The 22,439-nt window shown below is 72.0% G+C and carries 16 protein-coding genes; 7 read left to right on the forward strand and 9 right to left on the reverse strand.

Annotated features, from left to right (window positions below; translation table 11 throughout):
* Positions 1 to 8 precede the first annotated feature (8 nt).
* The gene (locus AC3IYI_RS27920; RefSeq protein ID WP_489406303.1) at positions 9 to 986 is read right to left on the reverse strand and encodes a GDP-L-fucose synthase family protein; all 978 of its coding nucleotides are present in this window, start codon (positions 984 to 986) and stop codon (positions 9 to 11) included.
* A 633-nt stretch (positions 987 to 1,619) separates the two neighbouring features.
* Here AC3IYI_RS27920 and gmd point away from each other — a divergent pair.
* From gmd to AC3IYI_RS27940, 4 genes are all read left to right on the forward strand, one after another.
* Positions 1,620 to 2,633, forward strand: coding sequence for a GDP-mannose 4,6-dehydratase (gene gmd / locus AC3IYI_RS27925; protein WP_489406304.1), 1,014 nt, complete (start codon positions 1,620 to 1,622; stop codon positions 2,631 to 2,633).
* A 251-nt stretch (positions 2,634 to 2,884) separates the two neighbouring features.
* Entirely contained in the window at positions 2,885 to 5,662 is a 2,778-nt protein-coding gene (locus AC3IYI_RS27930; protein ID WP_489406305.1) for a CBM96 family carbohydrate-binding protein, read from the forward strand.
* Between the two features lie 79 nt (positions 5,663 to 5,741).
* Positions 5,742 to 6,425, forward strand: coding sequence for an RAD23 family protein (locus tag AC3IYI_RS27935; protein ID WP_489406306.1), 684 nt, complete (start codon positions 5,742 to 5,744; stop codon positions 6,423 to 6,425).
* A gap of 136 nt (positions 6,426 to 6,561) precedes the next feature.
* Entirely contained in the window at positions 6,562 to 6,774 is a 213-nt protein-coding gene (locus tag AC3IYI_RS27940) for a hypothetical protein (protein ID WP_489406307.1), read from the forward strand.
* A gap of 24 nt (positions 6,775 to 6,798) precedes the next feature.
* Here AC3IYI_RS27940 and AC3IYI_RS27945 read toward each other — a convergent pair whose 3' ends face one another.
* The 3 genes from AC3IYI_RS27945 to AC3IYI_RS27955 form a co-directional block, all read right to left on the reverse strand.
* A complete protein-coding gene (locus AC3IYI_RS27945; protein WP_489406308.1) occupies positions 6,799 to 7,920 on the reverse strand; it encodes a glycosyltransferase in 1,122 nt (373 codons plus the stop codon).
* The gene (locus tag AC3IYI_RS27950) at positions 7,917 to 8,456 is read right to left on the reverse strand and encodes a WcaF family extracellular polysaccharide biosynthesis acetyltransferase (RefSeq protein WP_388507060.1); all 540 of its coding nucleotides are present in this window, start codon (positions 8,454 to 8,456) and stop codon (positions 7,917 to 7,919) included. The genes AC3IYI_RS27945 and AC3IYI_RS27950 overlap by 4 nt, the downstream gene beginning before the upstream one ends.
* A gap of 89 nt (positions 8,457 to 8,545) precedes the next feature.
* Positions 8,546 to 10,459 carry a zinc ribbon domain-containing protein gene (locus tag AC3IYI_RS27955; protein WP_489411695.1) on the reverse strand — a complete coding sequence of 638 codons (1,914 nt, stop codon included), beginning with the start codon at positions 10,457 to 10,459 and terminating at the stop codon, positions 8,546 to 8,548.
* A 442-nt stretch (positions 10,460 to 10,901) separates the two neighbouring features.
* Between AC3IYI_RS27955 and AC3IYI_RS27960 the strand changes: the two genes are divergently transcribed.
* Positions 10,902 to 12,410 carry a hypothetical protein gene (locus AC3IYI_RS27960; protein WP_489406309.1) on the forward strand — a complete coding sequence of 503 codons (1,509 nt, stop codon included), beginning with the start codon at positions 10,902 to 10,904 and terminating at the stop codon, positions 12,408 to 12,410.
* Positions 12,411 to 12,642: 232 nt separating this feature from the next.
* On the opposite strand, the gene AC3IYI_RS27965 is transcribed toward AC3IYI_RS27960, so the two are convergent.
* The 3 genes from AC3IYI_RS27965 to AC3IYI_RS27975 all read right to left on the reverse strand — a co-directional run bounded on the left by AC3IYI_RS27965 (position 12,643) and on the right by AC3IYI_RS27975 (position 16,999).
* Positions 12,643 to 13,788, reverse strand: a complete 1,146-nt coding sequence (locus tag AC3IYI_RS27965) for an MATE family efflux transporter (RefSeq protein WP_489406310.1) — start codon at positions 13,786 to 13,788, stop codon at positions 12,643 to 12,645.
* Positions 13,789 to 14,027: 239 nt separating this feature from the next.
* Positions 14,028 to 15,797 (reverse strand): tyrosine-protein kinase domain-containing protein, encoded by a 1,770-nt coding sequence (locus AC3IYI_RS27970; protein WP_489406311.1) that lies wholly within the window; start codon positions 15,795 to 15,797, stop codon positions 14,028 to 14,030.
* Entirely contained in the window at positions 15,794 to 16,999 is a 1,206-nt protein-coding gene (locus tag AC3IYI_RS27975) for a glycosyltransferase (protein ID WP_489411696.1), read from the reverse strand. Before AC3IYI_RS27975 ends, AC3IYI_RS27970 begins: the two co-directional genes overlap by 4 nt.
* A gap of 172 nt (positions 17,000 to 17,171) precedes the next feature.
* Here AC3IYI_RS27975 and AC3IYI_RS27980 point away from each other — a divergent pair, with 172 nt between their 5' ends.
* The gene (locus tag AC3IYI_RS27980) at positions 17,172 to 17,645 is read left to right on the forward strand and encodes an FAD synthase family protein (RefSeq protein ID WP_489406312.1); all 474 of its coding nucleotides are present in this window, start codon (positions 17,172 to 17,174) and stop codon (positions 17,643 to 17,645) included.
* 44 nt (positions 17,646 to 17,689) lie between these two features.
* On the opposite strand, the gene AC3IYI_RS27985 is transcribed toward AC3IYI_RS27980, so the two are convergent.
* Together AC3IYI_RS27985 and glgX are read right to left on the reverse strand one after the other, a co-directional pair.
* Complete coding sequence (locus AC3IYI_RS27985; protein ID WP_489406313.1) at positions 17,690 to 18,433, reverse strand: CDP-alcohol phosphatidyltransferase family protein; 744 nt, start codon at positions 18,431 to 18,433, stop codon at positions 17,690 to 17,692.
* Positions 18,434 to 18,592: 159 nt separating this feature from the next.
* The gene (glgX, locus tag AC3IYI_RS27990; RefSeq protein WP_489411697.1) at positions 18,593 to 20,803 is read right to left on the reverse strand and encodes a glycogen debranching protein GlgX; all 2,211 of its coding nucleotides are present in this window, start codon (positions 20,801 to 20,803) and stop codon (positions 18,593 to 18,595) included.
* 384 nt (positions 20,804 to 21,187) lie between these two features.
* On the opposite strand from glgX, the gene AC3IYI_RS27995 reads away from it, so the two are divergent.
* A complete protein-coding gene (locus AC3IYI_RS27995; RefSeq protein ID WP_489406314.1) occupies positions 21,188 to 22,384 on the forward strand; it encodes a L,D-transpeptidase in 1,197 nt (398 codons plus the stop codon).
* The last annotated feature ends 55 nt before the right edge of the window (positions 22,385 to 22,439 follow it).

Below are 22,439 nucleotides of genomic sequence, written 5' to 3' on the forward strand. Positions count from 1 at the left end.
CTTTGGGATCAGCTCTGCCCGCGGGTCTGCTCGCCGCTCGGCTCGCCGCTCTGCTCGCGCCACCAGGCGTACGTGGCGGCGATGCCCTCGCGCAGCGGGACCGCGGGCTTCCAGCCGAGGGCGCGCAGCCGGGTCACGTCCAGCAGCTTGCGGGGCGTGCCGTCGGGCTTGGAGGTGTCCCAGGCGAGCCTGCCGCGGAAGCCGGTCACCTCGGCGACGGTCTCCGCGAGGGCCTTGATGGTCAGGTCCTCGCCGCAGCCGATGTTCACCGGCTCGTCGCCGTCGTACTCGCGCAGCAGCACCGCGCAGGCGGCGGCCAGGTCGTCCACGTGCAGGAACTCCCGGCGGGGCGTACCCGATCCCCACAGCGTGACCTCCTCGCGTCCCTCGGCCGCGGCCTCGTGGAAGCGGCGGACGAGGGCGGGCAGGACGTGCGAGGACTCCAGGTCGAAGTTGTCGCCCGGGCCGTAGAGGTTCGTGGGCATGGCCGAGATGTACGAGGCCCCGTACTGCTTGCGGTACGACTGGACCTGGACGATGCCGGCGATCTTCGCCAGGGCGTACGCCTCGTTCGTCGGCTCCAGCGGGCCGGTCAGCAGGGCGTCCTCGCTGATGGGCTGCGGGGCCAGCTTCGGGTAGATGCAGGAGGAGCCGAGGAACAGCAGCCGGCCGACGTCCGCGGCGTGCGCCCCGGCGATGACGCTCAGCTGGATCTTGAGGTTGTCCTCCAGGAACTGCACCGGGAACGTGCTGTTGGCCATGATCCCGCCGACCTTGGCGGCGGCCAGGACGACGGCGTCGGGACGCGCGTCCCGCAGGTACGCCGCGGTCGCGGCGGCGTCGCGCAGATCGAGGTCGGCGCGGCCGCGGGTGAGTACCTCGTACCCGTCGGCGGTGAGCCGGCGGACGACCGCGGACCCCACGAGGCCGCGGTGGCCGGCGACGAAGACGCGGGCGTTCGGGGGCAGGAACGGCGAACTTGTCATACCGCCGATGATGCCAGTCCGCTGTCCGCGGTTGGTGCGGGGGAGCCCCGGCCCGGATCCGGTACCGAACGCCCCGGGGCGCCGACCCCGGGAGCTGCCCCGAGCCCCGTCCCGAGCCCCCGTCCCGAGCCCCGTCCCGGGCCCCGCTCCGAGGACGAGCCGGCGCCCCGGCCGGTCCGGCGGGCAGGCGGATTTCGGGTGGCAGCGGCCAGGCCGGTACATACCGACCCGCAAGGGGGCGAGGGGGCCCGATCCGGCGGGAGGGGCTCCGGGCGCAGCGTGTACGGTACCCATCCGGTACCCGTCTCCAGCCCCCTGGGGGCGGACCCGCGCAGCACCCGGGGCCAGGTCCCGGCCTCGCACGCCCGGGATGGCCGGCCCGAACCGGGGGCACGACCCGCATCCCGAAACCCGGGGCCCGACCCCGACTCGGGCACCTGCGGGGCCCCGACGCAGTACCCGGGGGTGCGGCCCGCATTCCGGGGGCATGCCCCGACCCGCACGACGAGGCGTTACCCCGATACCCACCCGGGGCCGCGCCCCGAGCCAGACCCGGGGCGCAGCCCCGAACCGCAGCCCCCGTACTCCGGGGCGCAGCCACGACCGCACCGCAACGATCCCCAGGGGGACCCAATGGGCAAGACCGCGCTGATCACCGGCGTCACCGGGCAGGACGGCTCGTACCTCGCAGAGCTCCTGCTCTCCAAGGGCTACACGGTGCACGGGCTCGTGCGGCGGTCCTCCAGCTTCAACACGGAGCGGATCGACCACATCTACCAGGACCCGCAGACGGCGAACCGTTCCCTCGTCCTGCATCACGCCGACCTCTCCGACGGCGTCGCCCTGGTGAACCTGCTCCGCGACATACGTCCCGACGAGGTCTACAACCTCGGCGCCCAGTCGCACGTCCGCGTCTCCTTCGACGCCCCGCTCTACACCGGCGACGTGACCGGCCTCGGCGCCCTGCGCCTGCTGGAGGCGATCCGGGCCAGCGGCGTGGACACCCGTATCTACCAGGCCTCCTCCTCGGAGATGTTCGGCGCCACCCCGCCCCCGCAGAACGAGGCGACCCCGTTCCACCCGCGCAGCCCGTACGGCGCCGCGAAGGTGTTCGCGTACTGGACGACGGTGAACTACCGCGAGGCGTACGGGATGTTCGCCGTCAACGGGATCCTCTTCAACCACGAGTCCCCGCGCCGCGGCGAGACCTTCGTGACCCGCAAGATCACCCGCGCGGTCGCCCGGATCAAGGCGGGCCTCCAGGAGAAGCTCTACCTCGGCAACCTCGACGCCGTCCGCGACTGGGGCTACGCCCCGGAGTACGTGGACGCCATGTGGCGGATGCTCCAGCAGGACGAGGCCACCGACTACGTCGTGGCCACCGGCGTCGCCGCCACCGTCCGCGAGTTCGTCGAGGCCTCCTTCACGCACGCCGGTCTCGACTGGAACGAGCACGTTCGCTACGACCCCAAGTACGAGCGCCCCAGCGAGGTCGACGCCCTGATCGGCGACGCCTCCAAGGCCCATGAGCTGCTCGGCTGGAAGCCGACGGTCCTGGTGGCCGAACTGGCCAGGATCATGGTGGATTCCGATATCCGGCAGGTCGAGGACCAACTGGCGGGCGCCAGCGTCCGCATCGACCGCTGAGGCCATATATTTCGCCTACGATTTGCCCTGTCCCGGCCGCTCGCGCAGCTATCGGCGGGTGTGGCCGGGGCAAATCTGCCGTATGTCCGTAGTGCTCCATCCGTGCCGGACCCGTTGATTCCAAATTGGTAGCAATGGGTCGAGCGTGGTGACCAGGCCCTCGCGTGAGCCCTAGTCTGCGCCAGTACATATGGCTGTTCTGATCGTTCTCGAACCAGCCATTCAAGACGGGCAATTGCCCTGGGGGGCTCATGCGTAGATCCAGAGGGCTGACTGCTGCCCTCGCCCTGTCACTGGCCGGTGCCGGCACCGCGATAGGCCTGGTGCTGATACCCGAGGCGTCGGCCATCACGCAGCCGGTGGCCTTCACCGCCGACAACCTGCCGACGTGGCAGCCCAACGGGATCGTCTGGGCGATGGCCGAGGCCAACGGCACGGTCTTCGCGGGCGGCACCTTCTCGGCCGTCCGCCCGCCCGCCGGCGCCGCCGGCGCCGAGCAGGAAGCCGTGAACTTCGTCGCGCTCGACGCGGCGACCGGCGCCCCCACCTCCTGCAAGCTCTCCTTCACCATCGGCGAGGGCACCGCGACCGTGCGCGCGCTCACCGTCTCGACGGACAAGAAGACCCTGTACGCGGGCGGCTACTTCGGAGCCGTCAACGGAACCCCGGTCTCCAGCGTCGCCGCCATCGACATCGCGACCTGCGCCCCCAAGGCCTCGTTCGACCCGAAGTTCCCGTCCACGGTGCGCGCGCTCGCCGCCACCGACGACACCCTGTACGCGGCAGGTGACTTCAGCGCCGTCGAGGGCTCGACCCGCGAGCGGTTCGCCGCGGTCGACGCCACCTCCGGTGCGCTGAAGCCCTTCGTCGCCAACGTCGACGAGCCCGGCCGCGCGCTCCAGCTCAGCAACGACGGCAAGAACATCCTGCTGGGCGGTGACTTCTTCACCGTCAACGGCTCCCAGAGCCACGCGCTCGCCGTCGTGAACGCCACCACCGGCGCCGTCGCCAAGACGTACGGCACCATCCCCTCGACGTCGGTCATCAAGTCCATCGCGGCCGACGCCACGGGCTACTACACCGGAGCCGAGGGCACGGGCGGCTTCGACGGCCGCGTTGCCCTCGCCACCGACTTCAGCGAGAAGTGGCGCGACCAGTGCCTGGGCGCGACCCAGTGGGTACTGCCGTACGACGGAGTCCTCTACAGCTCCTCGCACGCGCACAACTGCAGCTCCGAGGGCGAGTACCCCGACGGCAAGCGCCACTTCCTGCTGGCGCAGCTGACCGACTGGGGCAACGGCGGCCTCGACGCTCCGTCGGCCGTGAACGGCTTCGTGCGCAGCCCGGGGAAGCTCGGCTGGCACCCCACCGCCAACGACGGCCTCGGCGAGGGCATCGGCCCGCGCGTGATGGCCATCGCGGAGAAGAACACCACCAAGTACATGTGGGTGGGCGGTGAGTTCACCCTCATCAACGGCAAGGCCCAGCAGGCCCTGACCCGCTTCGCCTCCACCGGCGACGTCGGCGCCCCGACCACCCCGGTCGCCAGCGTCTCCAGCGTCAAGCCCGGCGAGGCCCAGGTCCGCTGGCGCACCAGCTACGACGCGGACGACAGCAAGCTGACCTACCGCGTCTACCGCAACGGCTCCGCGACCCCGATCGCCACGGTCAGCGCGAGCTCCCTGGAGTGGCTGCGCCAGCAGGCCTCCTGGACGGACACCACGGTCAAGGCCGGCGCGTCCTACAGCTACCGGGTCACCGCCACCGATGCGGCGGGCAACACCAGCCCCCTGTCGGCCACCGTCTCGGTCGCGGTCCCGACCGCGGTCAGCGCGTACCCCCACCAGGTCCGCGAGGACGGCGCCAACCTGTACTGGCGCTACGACGACGTCGTCAGCCCGTACGTGGCCGACTCCTCGGTCTCCGGCAACACCAGCGGCATCCAGTACAACACCCCTGCGCTGCGCCAGACCCCGGGTGCGATCACCGGTGCCAGCACGGCCATGGGCTTCAACGGCAGCACCCAGCAGGTGTACAGCGACCACCGCCAGACGGTCGGCAGCAGCTACACGCTGGAGACCTGGTTCAAGACGAACACCATCCGCGGCGGCAAGCTGATCGGTTTCGGCAACAACCAGAGCCGCAACAGCAACAACTACGACAAGAACATCTACATGACCAACACGGGTCGGATCTTCTTCGGGGTCAACGCGGGCGGCACGAAGACGATCTCCACCGGCCTGTTCGACACGTACAACGACAACAAGTGGCACCACGTCGTCGCCACGCAGGGCCCCGCCGGCATGGCGCTGTACGTGGACGGCCAGGTCAAGAGCACCCTCAACGTCACCGGCCATCAGCAGATCGAGGGCTACTGGCACGTCGGCGGCGACAACCTCGCCGGCTGGGCGTCCCGGCCGACCAGCAACTACTTCGCCGGCCAGATCGACGAGACGGCCGTCTACCCGAAGGCGCTGACCGAGGCCCAGGTCAAGAACCACTTCGACCTGGCCAAGGTCGCCACCGACACGGTCTCCAAGGTCACCGCGACCGAGGACACCTACATCAACCAGGGCGCCCCCAGCACCGCCTACGGCGCGTCCACCTCGCTGGCCGTCCGCGGCACCTCGGCCTACGAGACGTACCTGCGCTTCGACATCCCGGCCGCCCCGGCCGGCACGGTGCTGAAGTCCGCGTCCCTCCAGATCAAGACCACCACCGTGGCGAGTGCCGGCACCACCGACACCGTCTCCGTGGTCCCGGTCACCGGTACCTGGAGCGGTGCGGGCACGACCTTCAACAGCAAGCCCACCCTGGGCACCACCCCGCTCGGCTCCTTCGCGGGCGTGCCGGACGGTTCGGCGGTCCAGAGCACGTCGCTGAACACCACCTCGCTCTCCGCGGTGCTGGGATCCAGCTACAGCCTGGGCCTGACGAGCACGGGTACCAACCCGCTGTGGCTCTGGTCCTCGGAGTCCACGGCCGTGGACGCCAAGCCGCAGCTGACCCTCACCTTCGGCGCGAAGTAACCGCGTGACGGAGTGCGGGGCCCGGCCGTTTCGACGGCCGGGCCCCGCACACCCATCTCATACGTACGGGAGCCACCTGATGTACCGACGCTCCGCAGCGGCTGCTGTCCTGCTGGCCGCCGCCCTGACGCTGACGGCCTGCAGTTCGGACGGCGACGGCAAGGCCGAAGCCTCGGCCGCCTCGCCCAAGCCGCCGGCCGCCTCGTCGGTCCCCGACCCGGCCGACGCCACGGGCACCCCCGCGTCGCCCTCGGCGGACGCGAAGCCGACGGGTCCCGTCCTGCCGGACACGAAGCTCGTCCCGAAGACGGGCAGCTTCACCGCGCCGGAGAAGCAGTACCTGAGCGGCAGGGTCCCGGAGAAGATGGACCCGGCGGCCGTCCTGCAGGGCGGCCAGGAGGCCTGCCAGCGGGTGGAGCGCACGGCGAAGCGGGACAAGGACGCGGCGGTCGGCGCCCTCGTGGCCGGGGAGATCCCGGGCGCGAAGGACGCGATCACCTTCCTGTGCCCGGAGCAGAAGCCGGTCCTCGACGCGGCGGCGAAGGGCTTCCCGGACGGTACGAAGGCGTCCCCGGCGGCAGGCACCTACCGCGCGCTGACCCAGAGCACGACCTGCTCCTGGGAAGCCAAGTCCAAGGACGGCGCCCCCCTGGCCTCGGGCCCGGCGAGCCCCCTGAAGCCGGGCGACAAGATCACCGCCAAGATCCCGGCGGGCACGGCCCAGTTCGTCTCGAACGGCTGCTACGCCTGGATCCCGGCGTAGCCCGAACCGACCGTGAACGCCCCCTCGCCGCCCGGACACCCGGACGGCGAGGGGGCGTTTTCGTTCCCGCATCGGGGGCATCCGAGCCTCCACACGGCGGGGCTGCACCCCGTCCACGATGCTGGAGGCGAATCCGATGAGGGGCATCAGCGGATGCATAGGCCTGATCGTGGTGGGGGCCATCCTCACCTTCGCGAGCGACTGGCAGCTGCAGAGCGTGAACCTCGACCTGGTCGGGGTCATCATGATGGTCGCGGGCGCCATCGGCCTCGCGGTCTACGCGAGCGTCCTCAAGCGCCGCCGCGTCGGCGCCCTCCCGGTGGTCGACGAAACCCGCCGCGAGCTCTGAGCCCGACGCCGGGCCCCGCGCACCTCAACTCCGCCGGAGGGCACCCTCGTACACCGGCAGCAGCGTGTCCAGGACGGCGTCCATGGAGAAGGACTCGGTGGCCAGCTTGCGTGCCGCGCCGGAGGCCGCCGCGTTGGCCGTCGGGTCCAGTAGGGCCAGGACGGCCGCCGCAACGCCCGCCGGGCCCGGTTCGACCGCCGCGCCCGCGCCCGCGCGGGCGATGTCGCGGGCCAGGCCGTTGGAGTGGGTGACCACCGACGGGACGCCCACCGACAGGGCTTCCAGGACCGACATCGGGAACGGCTCCTCCACCGAGGGCAGTACGTAGACGTGGGCGCGGCGCAGCTCCGTCAGGACCTCCGTGCCGGACAGGGCGCCCGGGACCGTGAAGCGGGAGGAGAGGCCCAGCTCGGTGATCCGGGCGCGGACCGCCGCGAGTTCGCCCTCGTCCGGGCCGGCCACCACGAACTCCGCGTCCGGGTGCGCCGCCAGCACCGCCGGGGCGGCGTCCACGAAGTCCACCGGGCGCTTGCGGGCCTGCAGGCGGGCCGAGTAGAGGATCCGCGGCGGGCCCGACAGGGCGGGGCGCTCCTCCTGGGCCGGGGTGCCGTTGACGAGGCGCACGGTGTTCGGGAGCGGGGCCCCGACCACGGCGTCGAGGCCCTCGCGCTCGTGCGCAGTGAGGTACAGCAGCGCGTCGGCGCCGCGCAGGAGGCGGCGTACCGCCAGCGCGTCCAGCACCTTGGCCAGCAGTTTCCCGCTCGGGTCGACCATGCCGTGCGTCTGCAGGACCAGCGGTTTGCCGGCCCGCAGCGCCGCCAGGGCGACGGGCAGGGTGACCAGGTCCCGCGCCAGGTGGACGTGGACCAGGTCCGCACCCCGCACCAGGCGGCCCGCGGAGGCGAGCAGGGCCGGCGAGGTCATCCCGCTGAAGCCGAGGGGGAGCAGGCGCCGGGCGGGGAAGAGCTTCGCCGGGACCCCTTCCACCGAGGTCGGCCAGGGGTCCGGGAACCCCTCGCCCAGCGCCAGCAGGTTCGCCTCGTGCCCGCAGGCCCGCAGCCCCTTGGCCAGGTTCAGCGCGACCCGCACCGGCCCGCCGAAGGCGTGCGTGGGGGAGTGCAGGGTGACGGCGTGCAGGACTCTCACTTCGGCTCCTCGACCGGGCGGCGGTGCCCGTCCTGGGTCTGCAGGGTCAGCGCGGGGAGGTCCTTGTGGACCACGGCCCCCGCGCCCGCCACCGCGCACCGGCCGATGGTCACGCCGGCCAGCACGGTGGCCCGTACGGCCACCCACGCGCCGTCCTCGACGGTGATCGGAGCGTTGCGGTAGCGGAAGTCGGCGGCCCGGTGGTCGTGCGAGCCGGTGCACAGCAGCGCCTCCTGCGAGACGCAGGCGTGCGCGCCGATCGTCACCGGCTCCAGGTTCAGCACCCAGGCCCCCTCGCCGATCCACGCGTGGTCGCCCACGGTCAGCTTCCAGGGCCACAGCACCCGCACCCGGTGGCGTATCAGCACCCCTTCGCCGATCCGCGCCCCGAAGGCGCGCAGCAGCGCGACCCGCAGCCGCGCGGGACACAGCCAGCTCATGAAGAGCGTGTTCATCACGGCGAACCAGAGCGCCTGCGTCAGCCGCCCGCGCCCCTTGTCGTATCCGGCCAGCGTGAAGGCAGGAAGATCACGCACAGGCACCCCTCACAGTCCGGCCCCCGACGGCGCCTTCGAAGGCGCCTCCCCTGGACACCGAGCGCTCAGACTAAGACTTGATCCGCAGTTCACCAAAGGGTGAGCTGCGGACTGCACGCGGGGCGGGGACCGGGCTTTCCGGCGTGGCCGCGCAAGCGTGACTCATCCGGGGTCGCTTGGTTCCGCTGTCCGGCGGTTCGGGGAGCAGAGGTCTCACGGCGTTGCCGTGGGACTGCCACGCGACCCGGCCGCCGGAGCGGTTTCGGGCTCGGTGTGGTTGACTCCCGCAGCGCTTCTTCCAGCGCTTGCGCATAGGTGATCTGGGCGTGCCGGGACACGGTGGTGTCCAGGTAAGCGGTTTTGGGGTCGGCTACGTCGGTGAAGCGAACGAATGCGGCCAGCGCGGCGGAGACCAGGTCACGTTTGCCCGTGAGGCCGCACGCCGTGCACTTGTGCTCGCGGTCCCGGAGGGTCTTGGAGACACGCTCACCGCAGAGGCAGTGCTGCGAGAGGGCCGTTGACCATGTGGAGACCCGGACTAGCCGACCGCTGGCGGCCTCGCACTCGGCCTTGAGGGCGGAGATGAGCATGCCGGGGGTGGTCTGGGAGAGGCGTTTGCCCCACAGCCGGTACCAGGTGCGGATATCGCAGTCTTCGACGACGAGTGCGGGGCCGTGGGCGGAGATGATTTCGCGGGCCACCAGACGGGCGCGGTGGCGGCGGTGCTCCGCGGTGGACGCTGCTTGTTCGGCCTGGCGGGCGCGTTGGTCGCGGTAGTTGCCGGAGAGCCGGTCACAGCGGAACGCTTGCTTCGGCCTGTCGGACCGGCTGGCGCGGGCACCGCCCGGCACGGCCACGGCCTTGGGCCGCAGACCCCTTTCGGCGCGCCTGGCGGCCTGCTTGGCCTGCTTCTTCGACAGCCCGTACTGCGCGGCGTTCGTCGCCCGGCGGGAGCGCTCCAGCGCCCGCGCACGATCCCGCCGTTTCTTCGCCTGCTTCTCCAACAGGACCCGCTCGGTTCCGGTGAGGGTGATCTCGGTGGAGAAGGGCTTGCCTCCGGTGAGATCGGCGGGGAAGGAGACGACTGAGAGGTTGGAGACGTTGCCGTCCACACCGCCGACACGGTCGAGCTGGGCGGCGCGGGCGCGCATGGTCCGCACGCTGGGTGCGGTGTAGCCGGGGCCCAGGACCATCAGGTGCGCCTCGTACACCCAGCCGCCCGGTGCGGACGCCTTCCGGCGGCGTACGAGGTCCACCTTGTGCCAGAGGCTGGGACTGGAGAGGAAGTGCTGCACCCGTGTCCACTGGCCGGGCTGCTGCGGGATACGTACGGGAAGTACGAGGTCACCACGGGCGCCTTCGGTTCCTCCGGGGAAGACGACGGCGAGGGGGCCAGTGTGGTCGCACCACGTCGCCCTACGGGTGGCGGGTTTGCCCGAGGCGGTGGCCTTGCCCGTGGGCACGCGGACGTCCGGCACAGCGGGCTTCGGCATCCGGCGCGGCTGCGTCAGTGCGTGCCGGCCGCCGTCGGCGTAGGCCGAGGCATGGCCGCGGAGGGTGCCGACCAGGCGGAAGGTCTCCCACTTGTTCTCGCTCGTGTGGGAACGGGCACGGCCCGGAATCCGGGTGAAGTCGTGCCGGCGGCCCATCTTCGGGCGCCCGAACCGCCGTCCGGTGGCGTCCGGGAACAGGTGCCGCGAGACGCCGTTCCATACCTCATCCGCGATGTGCATCGCGAGAGCCTTGGATGTGTGGTGCTTCAAGTGCCCGGAGTCTTCGAGGTGCTTGTACGCGCAGCGCTCCAATGCTTCACGGGACAGGCCGAGGCGCTGCCGAGCGGCCTTCGCACCGTGCTCCTCGCGCTCATGGAAAGAGGTCCAGTAGGCATCGACCTTGGCGCGGGCGTCGCGTTGGAGGGCCCGCTTGATCGACCACATCGCCCCGAACAGCTTCTCCAGCCGGGGTAGATCGGCAGGGTCGGTGACGGCCAGCGGCAGCACCATCACCGACACGATCCCGTTGTCGGGCTTGGTCCACTTCTGGGTCTTGTTCTTGCCCCGGAACTTCCGCGTCTGAGGAGCGTTCAGAACCTCACCACTGACGATGTGCGGAGCCCGGAACGTGGTCGCGGACGCACAGGCGACCTGCCCGGTCTCCCCTTGTCCTGCACGACTTTCCGGCGCACTCCACCCTCATCGCCCCGTTTTCGCGATCTACAGTCCGATCATCGGACCCGCATGCGAAACGAGCCGAACCCCGTCAAGGACACGCGGCACCGCAAGAAATCGGTTGCCACCGTTCACTGGAGCCTCGACCGGCTCGGGTCGAGATGATCCAGGACGCCGCCGAGCCGACGCCTTCCCGCACAAACTCAAGATCGAGTACGCGCGAGTGCGGAACAGGTCTTAGACTGCGGCCGATCAGGCACAGGGGGTGGGGGCAAGCGTGGCGACCGAGATACGCGAGACCGTCGCCAGGCCGGTGCCGCCGGGGCCCGGCGAAGAGAAGAGCTGGGGCAGGGTCACCACTCCGCGGACCCTGCTCTCGCGGGCGCTGTCCGTCCCGCTGGCCCTCGGGTTCGCCGTCTTCCTGCCGCTGTTCGTCGCCGTCCAGCCGGGCGCGGGCCAGCACGACGCCGCGTTCTGGCTCCAGCTCCTGCTCACCATGTACGCGGGTGCCCGGCTCTCGGCCATGGTCCTGACCAGCCGTCGCAAGCTGCTGCAGGGCTCCTTCTGGCTCTTCGTCTACATGGCCATGGGCGTGGCCCCCCTCGCCCAGGCCGTCCTCGGTCAGGTCCCGACCCCCGTCGTCGGCCCGCGCTCCGACCTCACCGCCGCCATCGGCCTGGTCCTGCTCGGCTGCGCCGCCTTCGACGTGGGCGTCCTGCTGGCCCGGCACCGGCCGGCCGGCCGCGCGGGCGGTTCGCTGAAGGAGCCGCGCCCGGTCATGGCGCACCGCAGGCGCCTCTACGTGCTGACCGTCGTGGCGTTCCTGGGCGGGGCGGCCCTGATCGTGAAGCTCGGCGGCCCGGCGGTGTTCTTCTCCAGCCGCCAGGAGATCATCGCGGGCATCGAGGAAGCGGGCGTCTCCCAGGACGGCCAGGCGGGCCAGGCGCTGCTGCGCGGCTTCGGCACGGTTCCCGCGCTGCTGGCCCTGCTGCTGTACACGCGCTGGCTGATCACCTCGAAGTTCGCCCGCCGCAAGGTGTCGATCATCGTCACCTGGTCGGCGCTCGTGGTCCTCAACCTGATCGTCAACAACCCGATCTCGAACCCGCGCTACTGGTTCCTGACGGTGATGTTCGCGCTGCTCTTCACCGTCTTCCCGGTGAGCGCCGCGATGTACCGGGTGGCGCTGTCCATGGCCGTGGTGATCGCCCTCCTCGTCTTCCCGTTCGCGGACCGCTTCCGCTACGACGAGAAGAACTACAAGCCGGTGGAGACGACCTCCTTCCTGGAGCCGATGGCGCTCAAGGACTACGACCAGATCGGCATGTTCGCGAACACCATCACCTTCGCGGAGTCCGGTCCCGGCCATTCCTACGGGCGCCAGCTCGCGGGATCCGTCTTCTTCGCGGTGCCGCGCTCGGTGTGGTCGGGCAAGCCGCGCGACACCGGCGTGATGGTCGGCCAGTGGATGGGCACGGTCAACACCAACCTCTCCTCCCCGATCTGGGCCGAGCTGTGGATCGACTTCGGGCCGCTGGGCATGGGTGCGGGGCTCCTGGGGATGGGGTACGCCTCCGCCCGCGTCGACCGGCGCTACGCGAAGCGGGCCCGGCGCAGCTCGCCGCCGGGCAGCCTGATCTCCACGGTGGTCCCGCTGGTCGCGGGGTACTCCTTCATCCTGCTGCGCGGGCCGTTGCTCCAGGCTTCGGGCCGGATCGCCATCGCGGGGATGTGCCTCGCGCTGGTGGCGACGTACCGCCAGGACCGCGCCGGCACGCTGCGCTGACGCGTGCGGCGCCGTCGCCGGGGGCCAGCCCCCGGACCCCCGCGCCTCAAACGCCGGCGGGGCTGGATTTGGCCGGCGTCAGCCTGCACGTGCGCGCAGCGCATCGTGTGCCCTGGCGGGCTGGATTGCCCACAGGGCGGTTTCAGCCCCGCCGGCGTTTGAGGCGCGGGTCTGGGCGGAGCCCAGGGAACGGTGGAAGGGCGGGTAGGGGACAGGAGCCCCGCGCAGCGGCTCACGCCGCGGCGGCGACCTCGGTGGGCACCTTCAGGCGGGCCACCCGCAGCCACCCGGCCGCGGCCTTGAGCGCCGAGCCGGTAGCCAGCCCCCAGGCGGCCCCGGCCACGCCCCAGACGGCGTACCCGCCCAGCAGCAGCCCGACCGACAGCAGCGAGAAGACCACCTGGAGCGAGAGGGTGGCCTTCGGGTTCAGGACCCGCAGGGTCAGCAGCGCACAGGTGCCGAGTCCCATGACGGCGTACTGCGCGCCCGTCGCGGGCAGCAGCGCGGCCGCCGCCTGCCAGGTGTCGCCGAGCAGTTCGCGGCCGGCCCGCTCCGGCAGCGCGTACAGCACGGCCCCCCACGCGGCGCCGCACGCCGCGAGCGCGCCGCCCATCAGGGCGGTCAGCCGGACCACGCCCCGCTTGCCGGCGGCCCGGCCGACGACCGGCGGGCCGAAGGAGTTCGCGGAGTTGAACAGCACGTTCAGCGGCCCGAAGAGGGTGGTGGCACCGCGCAGCGCGCCGACGGCCAGCGGGGTCGCGAAGACGCCGAGCCCCAGGACGGCGAGCTGGCTGGAACCGTTGCCCACGGCGAACTCCACCACGAACCGCTGCCCCAGGTAGCCGCGCCGCAGGTACGGCCTCAGGTCGAGGGCGCCGCCGGCGCCGCCCCGCACCGAGGGCCGCAGCAGCCACAGGCCCAGCGCGAGCGCGGGCAGCGCGGAGACCCCCCACACCAGCACCAGCCTGCCCGCGGAGGCGCCCTCGGGCTGGAGCAGCAGTGCGGTCACCACGCACGCGAGGCGCAGCGCGTCGGCGGCCAGCGCCCGCTGCGGCACCCGCAAGGCGGAGAAGCAGTAGCGCAGCCCGTCCTGCAGCAGCACCAGGGGCAGTACGAGTCCCAGCGCGAGGAACGCCCGGCCGGTGGCCCCGGGCAACAGCAGCCCCAGGAGGGCCAGTACGGCTCCCACAGACGCCGAGGCGGCCCCGGTGAAAGCGAGGCCGGAGCGGCAGGCCGCGGCGAGGCGGCCTTGGTCCTTCTCCAGCACCAGGGTCTGGCCGACGTAGGCCATGTTCAGACCGAGCAGCACCGTGAAGGTCACGTAGACCATGGAGAAGTCGGCGAAGCCGCCCGCCGAGGAGAGCCGGGCGGCCAGCACCAGGACGAGGATGTTCGTGGCGCTGGACGCGGCCTGGTCCAGTACCGAGGCGACCGCCGCGAGGCCGCCTCTTTCGGATCTTGTCGGCCGAGTCCGCGGCGTCTGGTGCCGTGCCTGGGCGTGCTGTCGGGGCGTTCGCGTACTGGACGTACGTGGTCGTCTCGACAGTGCGGCCAGGCGCGGTGCCAGGCGTCGCGGGCCCGGCAAGATCCGAAGGAGACGGCCTGTGCCGCGCCGGCTCACCGCCGGCCCGTGCGGACCGTACGCAGGGCGACCGTGTCGGTGCCGTCGCCCGGGATGTGCTGCGAGGCGTCCGCGGCAGCCACCTCGTACGGGATCGGCTGCGGCTCCCGCGAGCGGGGCGAGGGTGCGGAGGGGGGCGCCGGCCGGGGGTCCTCGGCGGCGGGGCCGCCGCCCTTGGGGGCCCTGCCCAGGCCGCGCTTCTTCTCGCCCGGCAGCGGCGCGTGCAGTACGGCGCCCAGCACGGTGCCGCCGGCCCCGCTGATCAGCTCGCGGATGCGGGAGAGGTCGGTGCGGCGCACCGCGCCGGGGTTGCAGACCACCAGGACGCCGTCGACGCGGTCGACGAGCGCGAGGGCGTCTGCGTACGAGAGCACCGGCGGGGCGAGCACCACGACGGTGGAGTTGGGGGAGTCGGCCTCGGAGATCAGCCGGGTGGCCCGCTGCGAGGTCAGCGCGCGGGGCACGTTGCGCACCCGCTCGCCCGGGATCAGGTCGAAGCTGCCCGACTCGCCGGCGTCCACGAGGAGCTGGCGGCCGTCGGGCCACTCGGTCTCCCCGTGCTGCGCGCCCGCGCCCGACTGCGACGTGCTCCAGCGCGGGCGCCCGGCCGCGTCGGTGGGCAGCTGGCTGGCCAGCACCGGGGTGCGCAGGTCGGCCTCGATGAGGAGCACGTCCTTGCCGGTCTCCGCGAAGGAGGCGGCCAGGTTCACCGCGACGGCGGCGGCGATCTCGCTGCTGCCGCGCGGGGCGACCACGAGGAGGCGGCGCCGGTCCGCGAAGCGGGCGTCGTAGGCGAGCCGGAAGGCCACCGAGCGGAACTCCTCGGCCAGCCGCGGGTCTTCCTCGCCCGCCGCGAGCAGCGGCCCGCCGTCGGCCTTGCCCCGCGGCAGGGAGCCCAGTACGGGAGCGCGCAGGGCCCGGGCGACATCGCCCTCGGAGCGCGGAGCCGGGTCGAAGACGAGGCGCACCCAGGCGCCGAGCAGGCCCAGGGCGAGGCCCACGGCGGCGCCGAGCGCGAGCGACATGGCGAGTCCGGGGCCGTCGGCCCCGTGCGGCGGGACGGCGGAGCTGGTGACCCGGCCCGGGGTCATGTCCAGGGCCTGGAGCTTGGCGATGTTGCCGTTGAGGGTGTTGATCTTGCTCTGCTGGTCGGTCTTGGCGGAGTACGCGGCGTCCCGTGCCGGACCGGCCGGCATGCCGGTGATCTGCTTGGCGAGCTCTTCGAGCTGCTTGGCCACCGGGTCGCGCTGGTCCTGGTAGCCCTTGACCATCTTGTCGCGGGTGACGTCGAGGGCCTCCTGCCGCTTGAGCAGGTAGGCCTCGGTCATCGCGTTGGCGCGCTTGGCGGCCTCGGCGGGGGAGGCGGCGGTGTAGGTGAAGCGGAGCACCATCGTCTGCGGGGGGTTGGTCACCTGCAGACCGGCGCGCAGGGCCGAGAAGTCGGTGGCCGAGACCCCGAGCTTCTTCGCGGCCTCGCTGGCTATGGAGCTGGAGAGCGCGACCTGCCGCTCCGAGCCGATGTTGATCGCCTTGTCGGGGGCCAGGCTCGGGTTGAAGGGGTCGTCGGTGGGTGCGCGCAGCACGATGTCGGCGGTGGCCACGTAGGTGTCCGCCGTGGAGACGCCGAGGTAGACCCCGCCGAGCAGGCCGATGCCCACGCCCAGGCCGATGAGCCGGCGGTAGCGCAGGAGCTGGCGGAACTGGTCCCGGAGCAGGTCCGGTTCGTCCTCGGCCGGAGCCGCTGCCGGGCGGTTGGTCTCGATCACGGCCGGGGACCCCCAAGTGCTTCGTCCATCAGTGCGTCGATGCGGGCCAGGCCCGCCTCACGGCTCAGGTGCGCCGCCACGTGGCGCGGCCCGGCCGCCCCCAGTGCGTCCGCGCCCGCGGGGTCCTCGGCCAGCGCCCGTACGGCCTTCAGCAGGGCCTCCGGGTTCTCCGGCGGTACGAGCACCCCGGCGCCCGAGCGTTCGACTTCCTGGGCGGTCCCGCCCCGTGCGGCCACGGAGGCGACGACGGGACGGCCGGCCTGGAAGTACGAGGTCAGCTTGGACGGCACGCTCATGTCCATCACGGCGGCGTGCTGCGTGACCGCGAGCACGTCCGCCGCGGCGAGGATATCGGGAAACTCTCCGTCCGCGGCAGGGGGGATGATGTCGAGGTTGGGAACGTCTGCCGCCAGGTCGGCGAGCGCGGAGCGCTGGCTGCCGTCACCCATCAGGACGAAACGGACGCTCGGGTCCAGCCGGGCGGCGCCCACGAGGACCTCCAGTCCCTGCTTGAGCCCCATGTTCCCGGAATGCAGGACGACGGTCTGGCCGGGAGCCCAGCCGAGGTGGCTGCGGGTCCGCCCGCGCGGCTTGGTGGGCAGCGCCACATGGGACCAGTTGGGGACGAGCCGGATCCGCTTGGGGTCCACGCCCATGCCGACGACCCGGTCGACGAAGGTCTCGTGGATCACGCCGACGAGGGCGGCCCGCTTCAGGGCGTGGGCCTCGGCCCGCCCGGCGAACGCGGCGGCCCTGTCCCCGCCGCTGATCCCGCTCTGTGCGGCGGCGGCGCCCATCAGGTCCTGGACGACCGGAACGAAGGGGACCTTCCAGCGCGCCGCCAGACGGGCGGCCACCAGGCCGCCGGCCAGGCTCGGCATCTGGGCGAGGACCGCGTCCGGCTTCGGCATCCGGGGCGGGGCCACGGAGCCGTGCAGCAGAATCGATCCTTCGAAAAGCGCCCGGCGGAGGGCGGTCTGACGCGGAGGCACGGTGTGCGCGCGCCGGTGCACGGTCACTCCCGCGCGCTGTTCCGTGCGCCGTAGCGCCCCCTTGTACTCCGGCTCGACCGACCAGGCCGGGTAGTGGGGCATGCCCGCCAGGACGTGGGTCTCGTGACCGAGACCGGCCCAGTGCTCCGCGATCTGGGTGGCGTACGGGCCGATGCCCGTGTGCTCGGGGGCGTAATTCGTGGAAACCAGCAGTAGGCGCCGCTGACCGGATTTCGACACTCGACGTCCCCCTCTCACCTGGATGATGCGCACGTCACCCTATTCGTTCACCGGCAACACAGGGAACGTGCACGCTATTGTCTGCTAATCCGCCACACCGGGGTGGGCGGCTTCTGGGGGATATCACGTGACGGAGAAGGATATGTCCGAATTTGCCGAGCCTGGGCGTAGACCTCACCGAATCGGCTACGCGCCGGGTGCCTACGACCTCTTCCACATCGGACACCTCAACATCCTTCGGCACGCCCGGAGTCAGTGCGACTACCTCGTGGCGGGGGTCGTGTCCGACGAAATGGCGGAACTCGCCAAGGGGCGCCGCCCGGTGATCCCGCTCGTCGAGCGGCTGGAGATCGTCCGCAGCGTCCAGTACGTCGATGCCGCATTCGTCGAGACCGTTCCCGACAAGGTCGAAACGTGGAAGCAAGTCCGCTTCGACGTCATATTCAAGGGCGACGACTGGCGCGGCACCGCCAAGGGCGACCAACTGGAAAAGGACTTCGCCGTCCACGGGGTCGAGGTCGTCTACTTCCCCTACACGGTCCACACCTCCAGCACCCAACTGCGCCGGGCCCTGGACGTCCTGTCGGAGCCGCTCGCCACCGAACAGCGGGGCTGAGCGGCGCGGCTGAGCGGCGCGGCGGCGGGCGCCGCCGCCCCCGGTCACCTGGGTACGGCGCTGAGCTCCCGGAACCACTTCGCCAGGAACGCCATCAGGAACAGCGCGGCCATCACGCCCGCCCCGGCGTACACCCAGCGGAACAGCCCGCTGCCGCCGAGGAACAGGAACACCAGGCAGAACACCCCGTAATCCACGGGCAGCAGCGCCACCGCGCGCAGCGTCGACGGGGCCGCGGCCGCGCTCCCCGGCGCGGGCTTCGGCTTGAGCTTCTCCGTCAGCAGCCCCCCGAAGAAGGTCACGACCGCGGCGAGCTGGAAGCCCAGGGGCACCAGCAGCCAGCCGGCCTCGGCGCCGCCGTCCGGGCCGCCGCCGATCCCGTAGGCCTCGGGGAAGCGGTAGAAGGCGATCAGTACGCAGGTGTGCAGCGAGGTGAGCTTCGCGCAGTCCACGACGTGGTCCAGCCACTCGCCCGCCGCGCTGCCGCCCCCGCGCAGCCGGGCGAGCTGCCCGTCGGCGGAGTCGAAGGCGAAGCCGACGGCGAGCAGGGCCCACACCAGGATCCCCAGCCCCCACGAGGGCGAGGCCAGGGCGACGACGGCCGCGCCCGCGAAACTCAGGGCGGCGCTGATCAGCGTCACCTGGTTCGGGGTGAGCCCGAGCGCGTACGACCCGGCGGCCAGGTACCGCCCGACCGGCCGGTTGACGAACCGGGAGTAGAGCGACACCCCCTTCGCCGACTTCTGCGCCCCGCGCAGCTCCCGCAGCGCGGTCCCGACACTCGCCATCGACACAACCCCCCCGAACATCCGTATGTGCGTGCGTGCGTACGATCCGTACGAAGGGCACATCATCGCAGGATGTCCGAGGGCTTCCGCTCCGGGTCCGCCCGATGCGCGGCCCCGTAGCCCGGGCGGCCTGACCGGCAAGATCCGAAAAGAGACGGCTCAGCCGCTCCCGCCCACCACCTTCAGCAGCAGCACCGCGCGGGCCGGGACGGTCACGCTCTCACCCCCGCGGTGCACGGTGGAGGGGGCCGCGGCCTGGTCCTCCCGGGAGGTGTCCAGGACCAGTTCGTACGCCCGGCCCCACGGCGCCCCGGGCAGCACCCACGCCACCGGCCGGTCCCCGGCGTGCAGCAGCGCCAGGAAGCTGTCGTCGGTGACCTGCCGCCCGCGCTCGTCACGACCCGGGATGTCCTGCCCCGACAGGTACAGGCCCACCGACCCGGCCGGGTCGTACCAGTCCCGCTCGGTCATCTCCACCCCCGCCGGGGTGAACCAGGCCAGGTCCCGCAGCCCGTCCGCCCCCTGCGAGCGCCCCGAGAAGAACGCGCGGCGCCGCAGCACCGGATGGGCCCGGCGCAGCGCCAGCAGCCGCCGGGTCAGCGCCAGCAGCGCCTGCCAGGACGGGTCCTCCAGCAGCGACCAGTCCACCCAGCTCGTCTCGTTGTCCTGGCAGTACGCGTTGTTGTTGCCGCCCTGCGTCCGGCCGAACTCGTCGCCCGCCACCAGCATCGGTACTCCGGTGGACAGCAGCAGCGTGGTCAGGAGGTTCCGCAGCTGCCGTCGGCGCAGCGCCGCGATCCGCGGCTCCGTGCCCCCTTCCGGCTCGCCCTCCACCCCGCAGTTCCAGGACCGGTTGTCATTGGTCCCGTCCCGGCCCGCCTCGCCGTTCTCCTCGTTGTGCTTGGACTCGTACGACACCAGGTCGCGCAGGGTGAAACCGTCGTGCGCGGTGATGAAGTTGACCGACGCGTACGGCCGCCGCCCGCCCCACGCGTACAGGTCGCTCGACCCCGACAGCCGGTACCCGAGGTCCCGTACGTCGGGCAGCGCGCCGCGCCAGAAGTCCCGTACGGCGTCCCGGTAGCGGTCGTTCCATTCCGTCCACAGCGGCGGGAACGCCCCCACCTGGTACCCGCCCGAGCCCACGTCCCACGGCTCGGCGATCAGCTTCACCCGCCGCAGCACCGGGTCCTGGGCGATCACCGCGAGGAACGGCGAGAGCATGTCCACGTCGTGCATCGAGCGGGCCAGCGCCGCCGCCAGGTCGAAGCGGAAGCCGTCCACCCCCATCTCCGTCACCCAGTACCGCAGCGAGTCGGTGATCAGGCGCAGCACGTGCGGCCGCCCCGCGTGCAGGGTGTTCCCGCAGCCGGTGTAGTCCGCGTACCGGCGCTGGTCCGACTGGAGCCGGTAGTACGCCCGGTTGTCGATCCCGCGCAGCGACAGCGTCGGGCCCAGCTCGCCGGCCTCCGCCGTGTGGTTGTAGACCACGTCGAGGATGACCTCGATGCCGGCGGCGTGCAGCGCCTTGACCATCCGCTTGAACTCGCCGACCTGCTGGCCGGCCGTACCGCTTGAGGAGTACGCGGCGTGCGGGGCGAAGTAGCCGACCGAGTTGTAGCCCCAGTAGTTGCGCAGGCCCCGGCGCAGCAGGTGGTCCTCGTGCGCGAACTGATGGACCGGCAGCAGTTCCACCGCCGTCACCCCGAGCCCGGTCAGGTGCGCGATCGCCGCCGGGTGGGCGAGGCCCGCGTACGTGCCGCGCAGGTGCTCGGGGATGCCCGGATGGCGCATCGTGAAGCCGCGCACGTGCAGTTCGTAGATGACCGAATCGGCCCACGGGGTCTTCGGCCGGACGTCGTCCGCCCAGTCGTCGTCATCGTGGACCACGACCCCCTTCGGGACGTGCGGGGCCGAGTCGCGGTCGTCGCGCACGGTGTCCGCGATGTACTGCTGCGGCCAGTCGCGGACGTGCCCGTACACCTCCGGCGGCAGCAGGAAGTCCCCGTCCACGGCCCGTGCGTACGGGTCCAGGAGCAACTTGGCCGGATTGTGGCGGGCCCCCGTCCACGGGTCCCAGCGCCCGTGCACCCGAAATCCGTACCGCTGCCCGGGGCGCACGCCCGGCAGGAAGCCGTGCCAGATCTCGTGGGTCAGCTCCGTCAGCGTGCACCGGCTCTCGGACCCGTCCTCCGCGAAGAGGCAGACCTCCACCGCCTCCGCGCCCTGGGCCCACAGCGCGAAGTTGGTCCCGGCCGTCCCGTCCGGCCCCTGGTGGAACCGGGCCCCCAGCGGATGCGAGGAGCCGGGCCACACGGGCGGTCCGGGGCGGGTCCGCTCCCGTACCGCGGCCGCATGGCCTCTGGCCAGGCCGTTCGACGACCCGGTAGCGGTGCCGGTCCCGGTCGCGGTCCCGTGCCCGGCCCCGCTCCCGCTCCCGCTCCCGTTCCCGTTTCCGTTCCCGGTCACTGTGGGATGCTGCCCGGCCCCGTTCGGATGCCCGGTCCCCGCGACGGCTTCCACCGCCTCTTGCTCGGCTGCGCTCGACACTGCCCGCCTCCACGGCTCTCGGTACCTGCGGGGGTGGGGGAACTGCGGCCCCGGCGTCCCTGCCGCGGCCCGCCCCCGTCTGGTCCTTCCCACTGTTCTGCCCGGACTGTCCTGCCTGGAACGTGGGCCGCGCCCACGTTTCCCCCGGAGGGGCCCGGTCGTTGGAGGAACGTGACTCTTCTGACGAGGCGGGCAGGGGCGGGCTTGGCCGCCGTGGCGGTATGGGCGGGCCTCCTCGGCGGCCTGGCCGGATGCACCGAGAACGGCGGCTCCCCGATCGAGATCCAGCTGCCCGGCAAACCCCGGTCACCGGACGAGGCGATCAGGATCACCCCCGACGACAACGCCAAGGGGGTGCCGGCCGAGGGCCCGCTGACGGTCACCGTGCCCGAGGGCCGCCTCGAGCGGGTCGTGGTCACCAAGGTGGAGGACGCCCAGCAGGAGAAGGTGCCGGGAGCCATCGCCGTCGACGGGCTCAGCTGGAGCCCCGACCCGGCGTCGGGCCGGCTCGCGCTCGCGGCCAAGTACACCGTCGACGCGGTCGCGCTCGACGGGCACAACCGCCGCCAGGCCCGGCACACCACCTTCACCACCTACGTTCCCGAGGAACGGTTCATCGGCTACTTCAAGCCCGAGAACCGCTCGACCGTCGGTACCGGCATGATCATCTCCTTCGGGTTCAGCCGGTCCATCGAACGCCGCGCCGACGTGGAGCGGGCCATCACGATCACCTCCGACCCGGCCGTGGAGGTGGTGGGCCACTGGTTCGGCGACGAGCGCCTCGACTTCCGGCCCAAGACGTACTGGAAGCCCGGCACCGAGGTCACGGTCAAGCTGAACCTGCGGGACGTCGAGGGCGCCGCCGGCTCCTACGGCATCCAGGACAAGACCCTGCGCTTCACCGTCGGCCGCTCCCAGATCTCCACCGTCGACGCGGCCGCGCACACCATGGAGGTCCGGCGCGACGGCGAGCTGCTGTCCACCGTGCCGATCACCGCCGGGGCGCCGAAGAACATGACCTACAACGGGAAGATGGTGGTGATGGAGCTCTTCGACGTCACCCGGATGAACGGGCAGACCGTCGGCTTCGGCGGCGAGTACGACATCCCCGACGTCCCGCACGCCATGCGCCTCACCCGCTCCGGGACCTTCCTGCACGGCAACTACTGGGCCAGCCCCGACACCTTCGGCTCCACCAACGTCAGCCACGGCTGCGTCGGACTGCGCGACGACAAGGGCGGCGGCTCGGACACCCCGGCCGGCTGGTTCTTCGACCGGACCCTGGTCGGCGACGTGGTGGAGGTCGTGAACTCGAAGGACAAGACGGTCGCCCCGGACAACGGGCTGGGCGGCTGGAACATGTCCTGGACCACCTGGGTCGCGGGCTCCGCGATCGGCTGACCCTCCGTACCCCGCCCGCCCGCCGGCCCTTCCCTTCACCCCGACACCCCAGTCG

The organism is Streptomyces sp. GL_148, assembly GCF_057834205.1.

Bases quoted from the DNA above. Each gene is read 5' to 3' on its own strand.
- AC3IYI_RS27955 (WP_489411695.1), bottom strand. From the start codon at position 10,459: ATGGTGCTGCCGCTGGCCGTCACCGACCCTGCCGATCTACCCCGGCTG.
- gmd (WP_489406304.1), top strand. From the start codon at position 1,620: ATGGGCAAGACCGCGCTGATCACCGGCGTCACCGGGCAGGACGGCTCG.
- AC3IYI_RS27935 (WP_489406306.1), top strand. From the start codon at position 5,742: ATGTACCGACGCTCCGCAGCGGCTGCTGTCCTGCTGGCCGCCGCCCTG.
- AC3IYI_RS27930 (WP_489406305.1), top strand. From the start codon at position 2,885: ATGCGTAGATCCAGAGGGCTGACTGCTGCCCTCGCCCTGTCACTGGCC.
- AC3IYI_RS27940 (WP_489406307.1), top strand. From the start codon at position 6,562: ATGAGGGGCATCAGCGGATGCATAGGCCTGATCGTGGTGGGGGCCATC.
- AC3IYI_RS27980 (WP_489406312.1), top strand. From the start codon at position 17,172: ATGTCCGAATTTGCCGAGCCTGGGCGTAGACCTCACCGAATCGGCTAC.
- AC3IYI_RS27920 (WP_489406303.1), bottom strand. From the start codon at position 986: ATGACAAGTTCGCCGTTCCTGCCCCCGAACGCCCGCGTCTTCGTCGCC.
- AC3IYI_RS27985 (WP_489406313.1), bottom strand. From the start codon at position 18,433: ATGGCGAGTGTCGGGACCGCGCTGCGGGAGCTGCGCGGGGCGCAGAAG.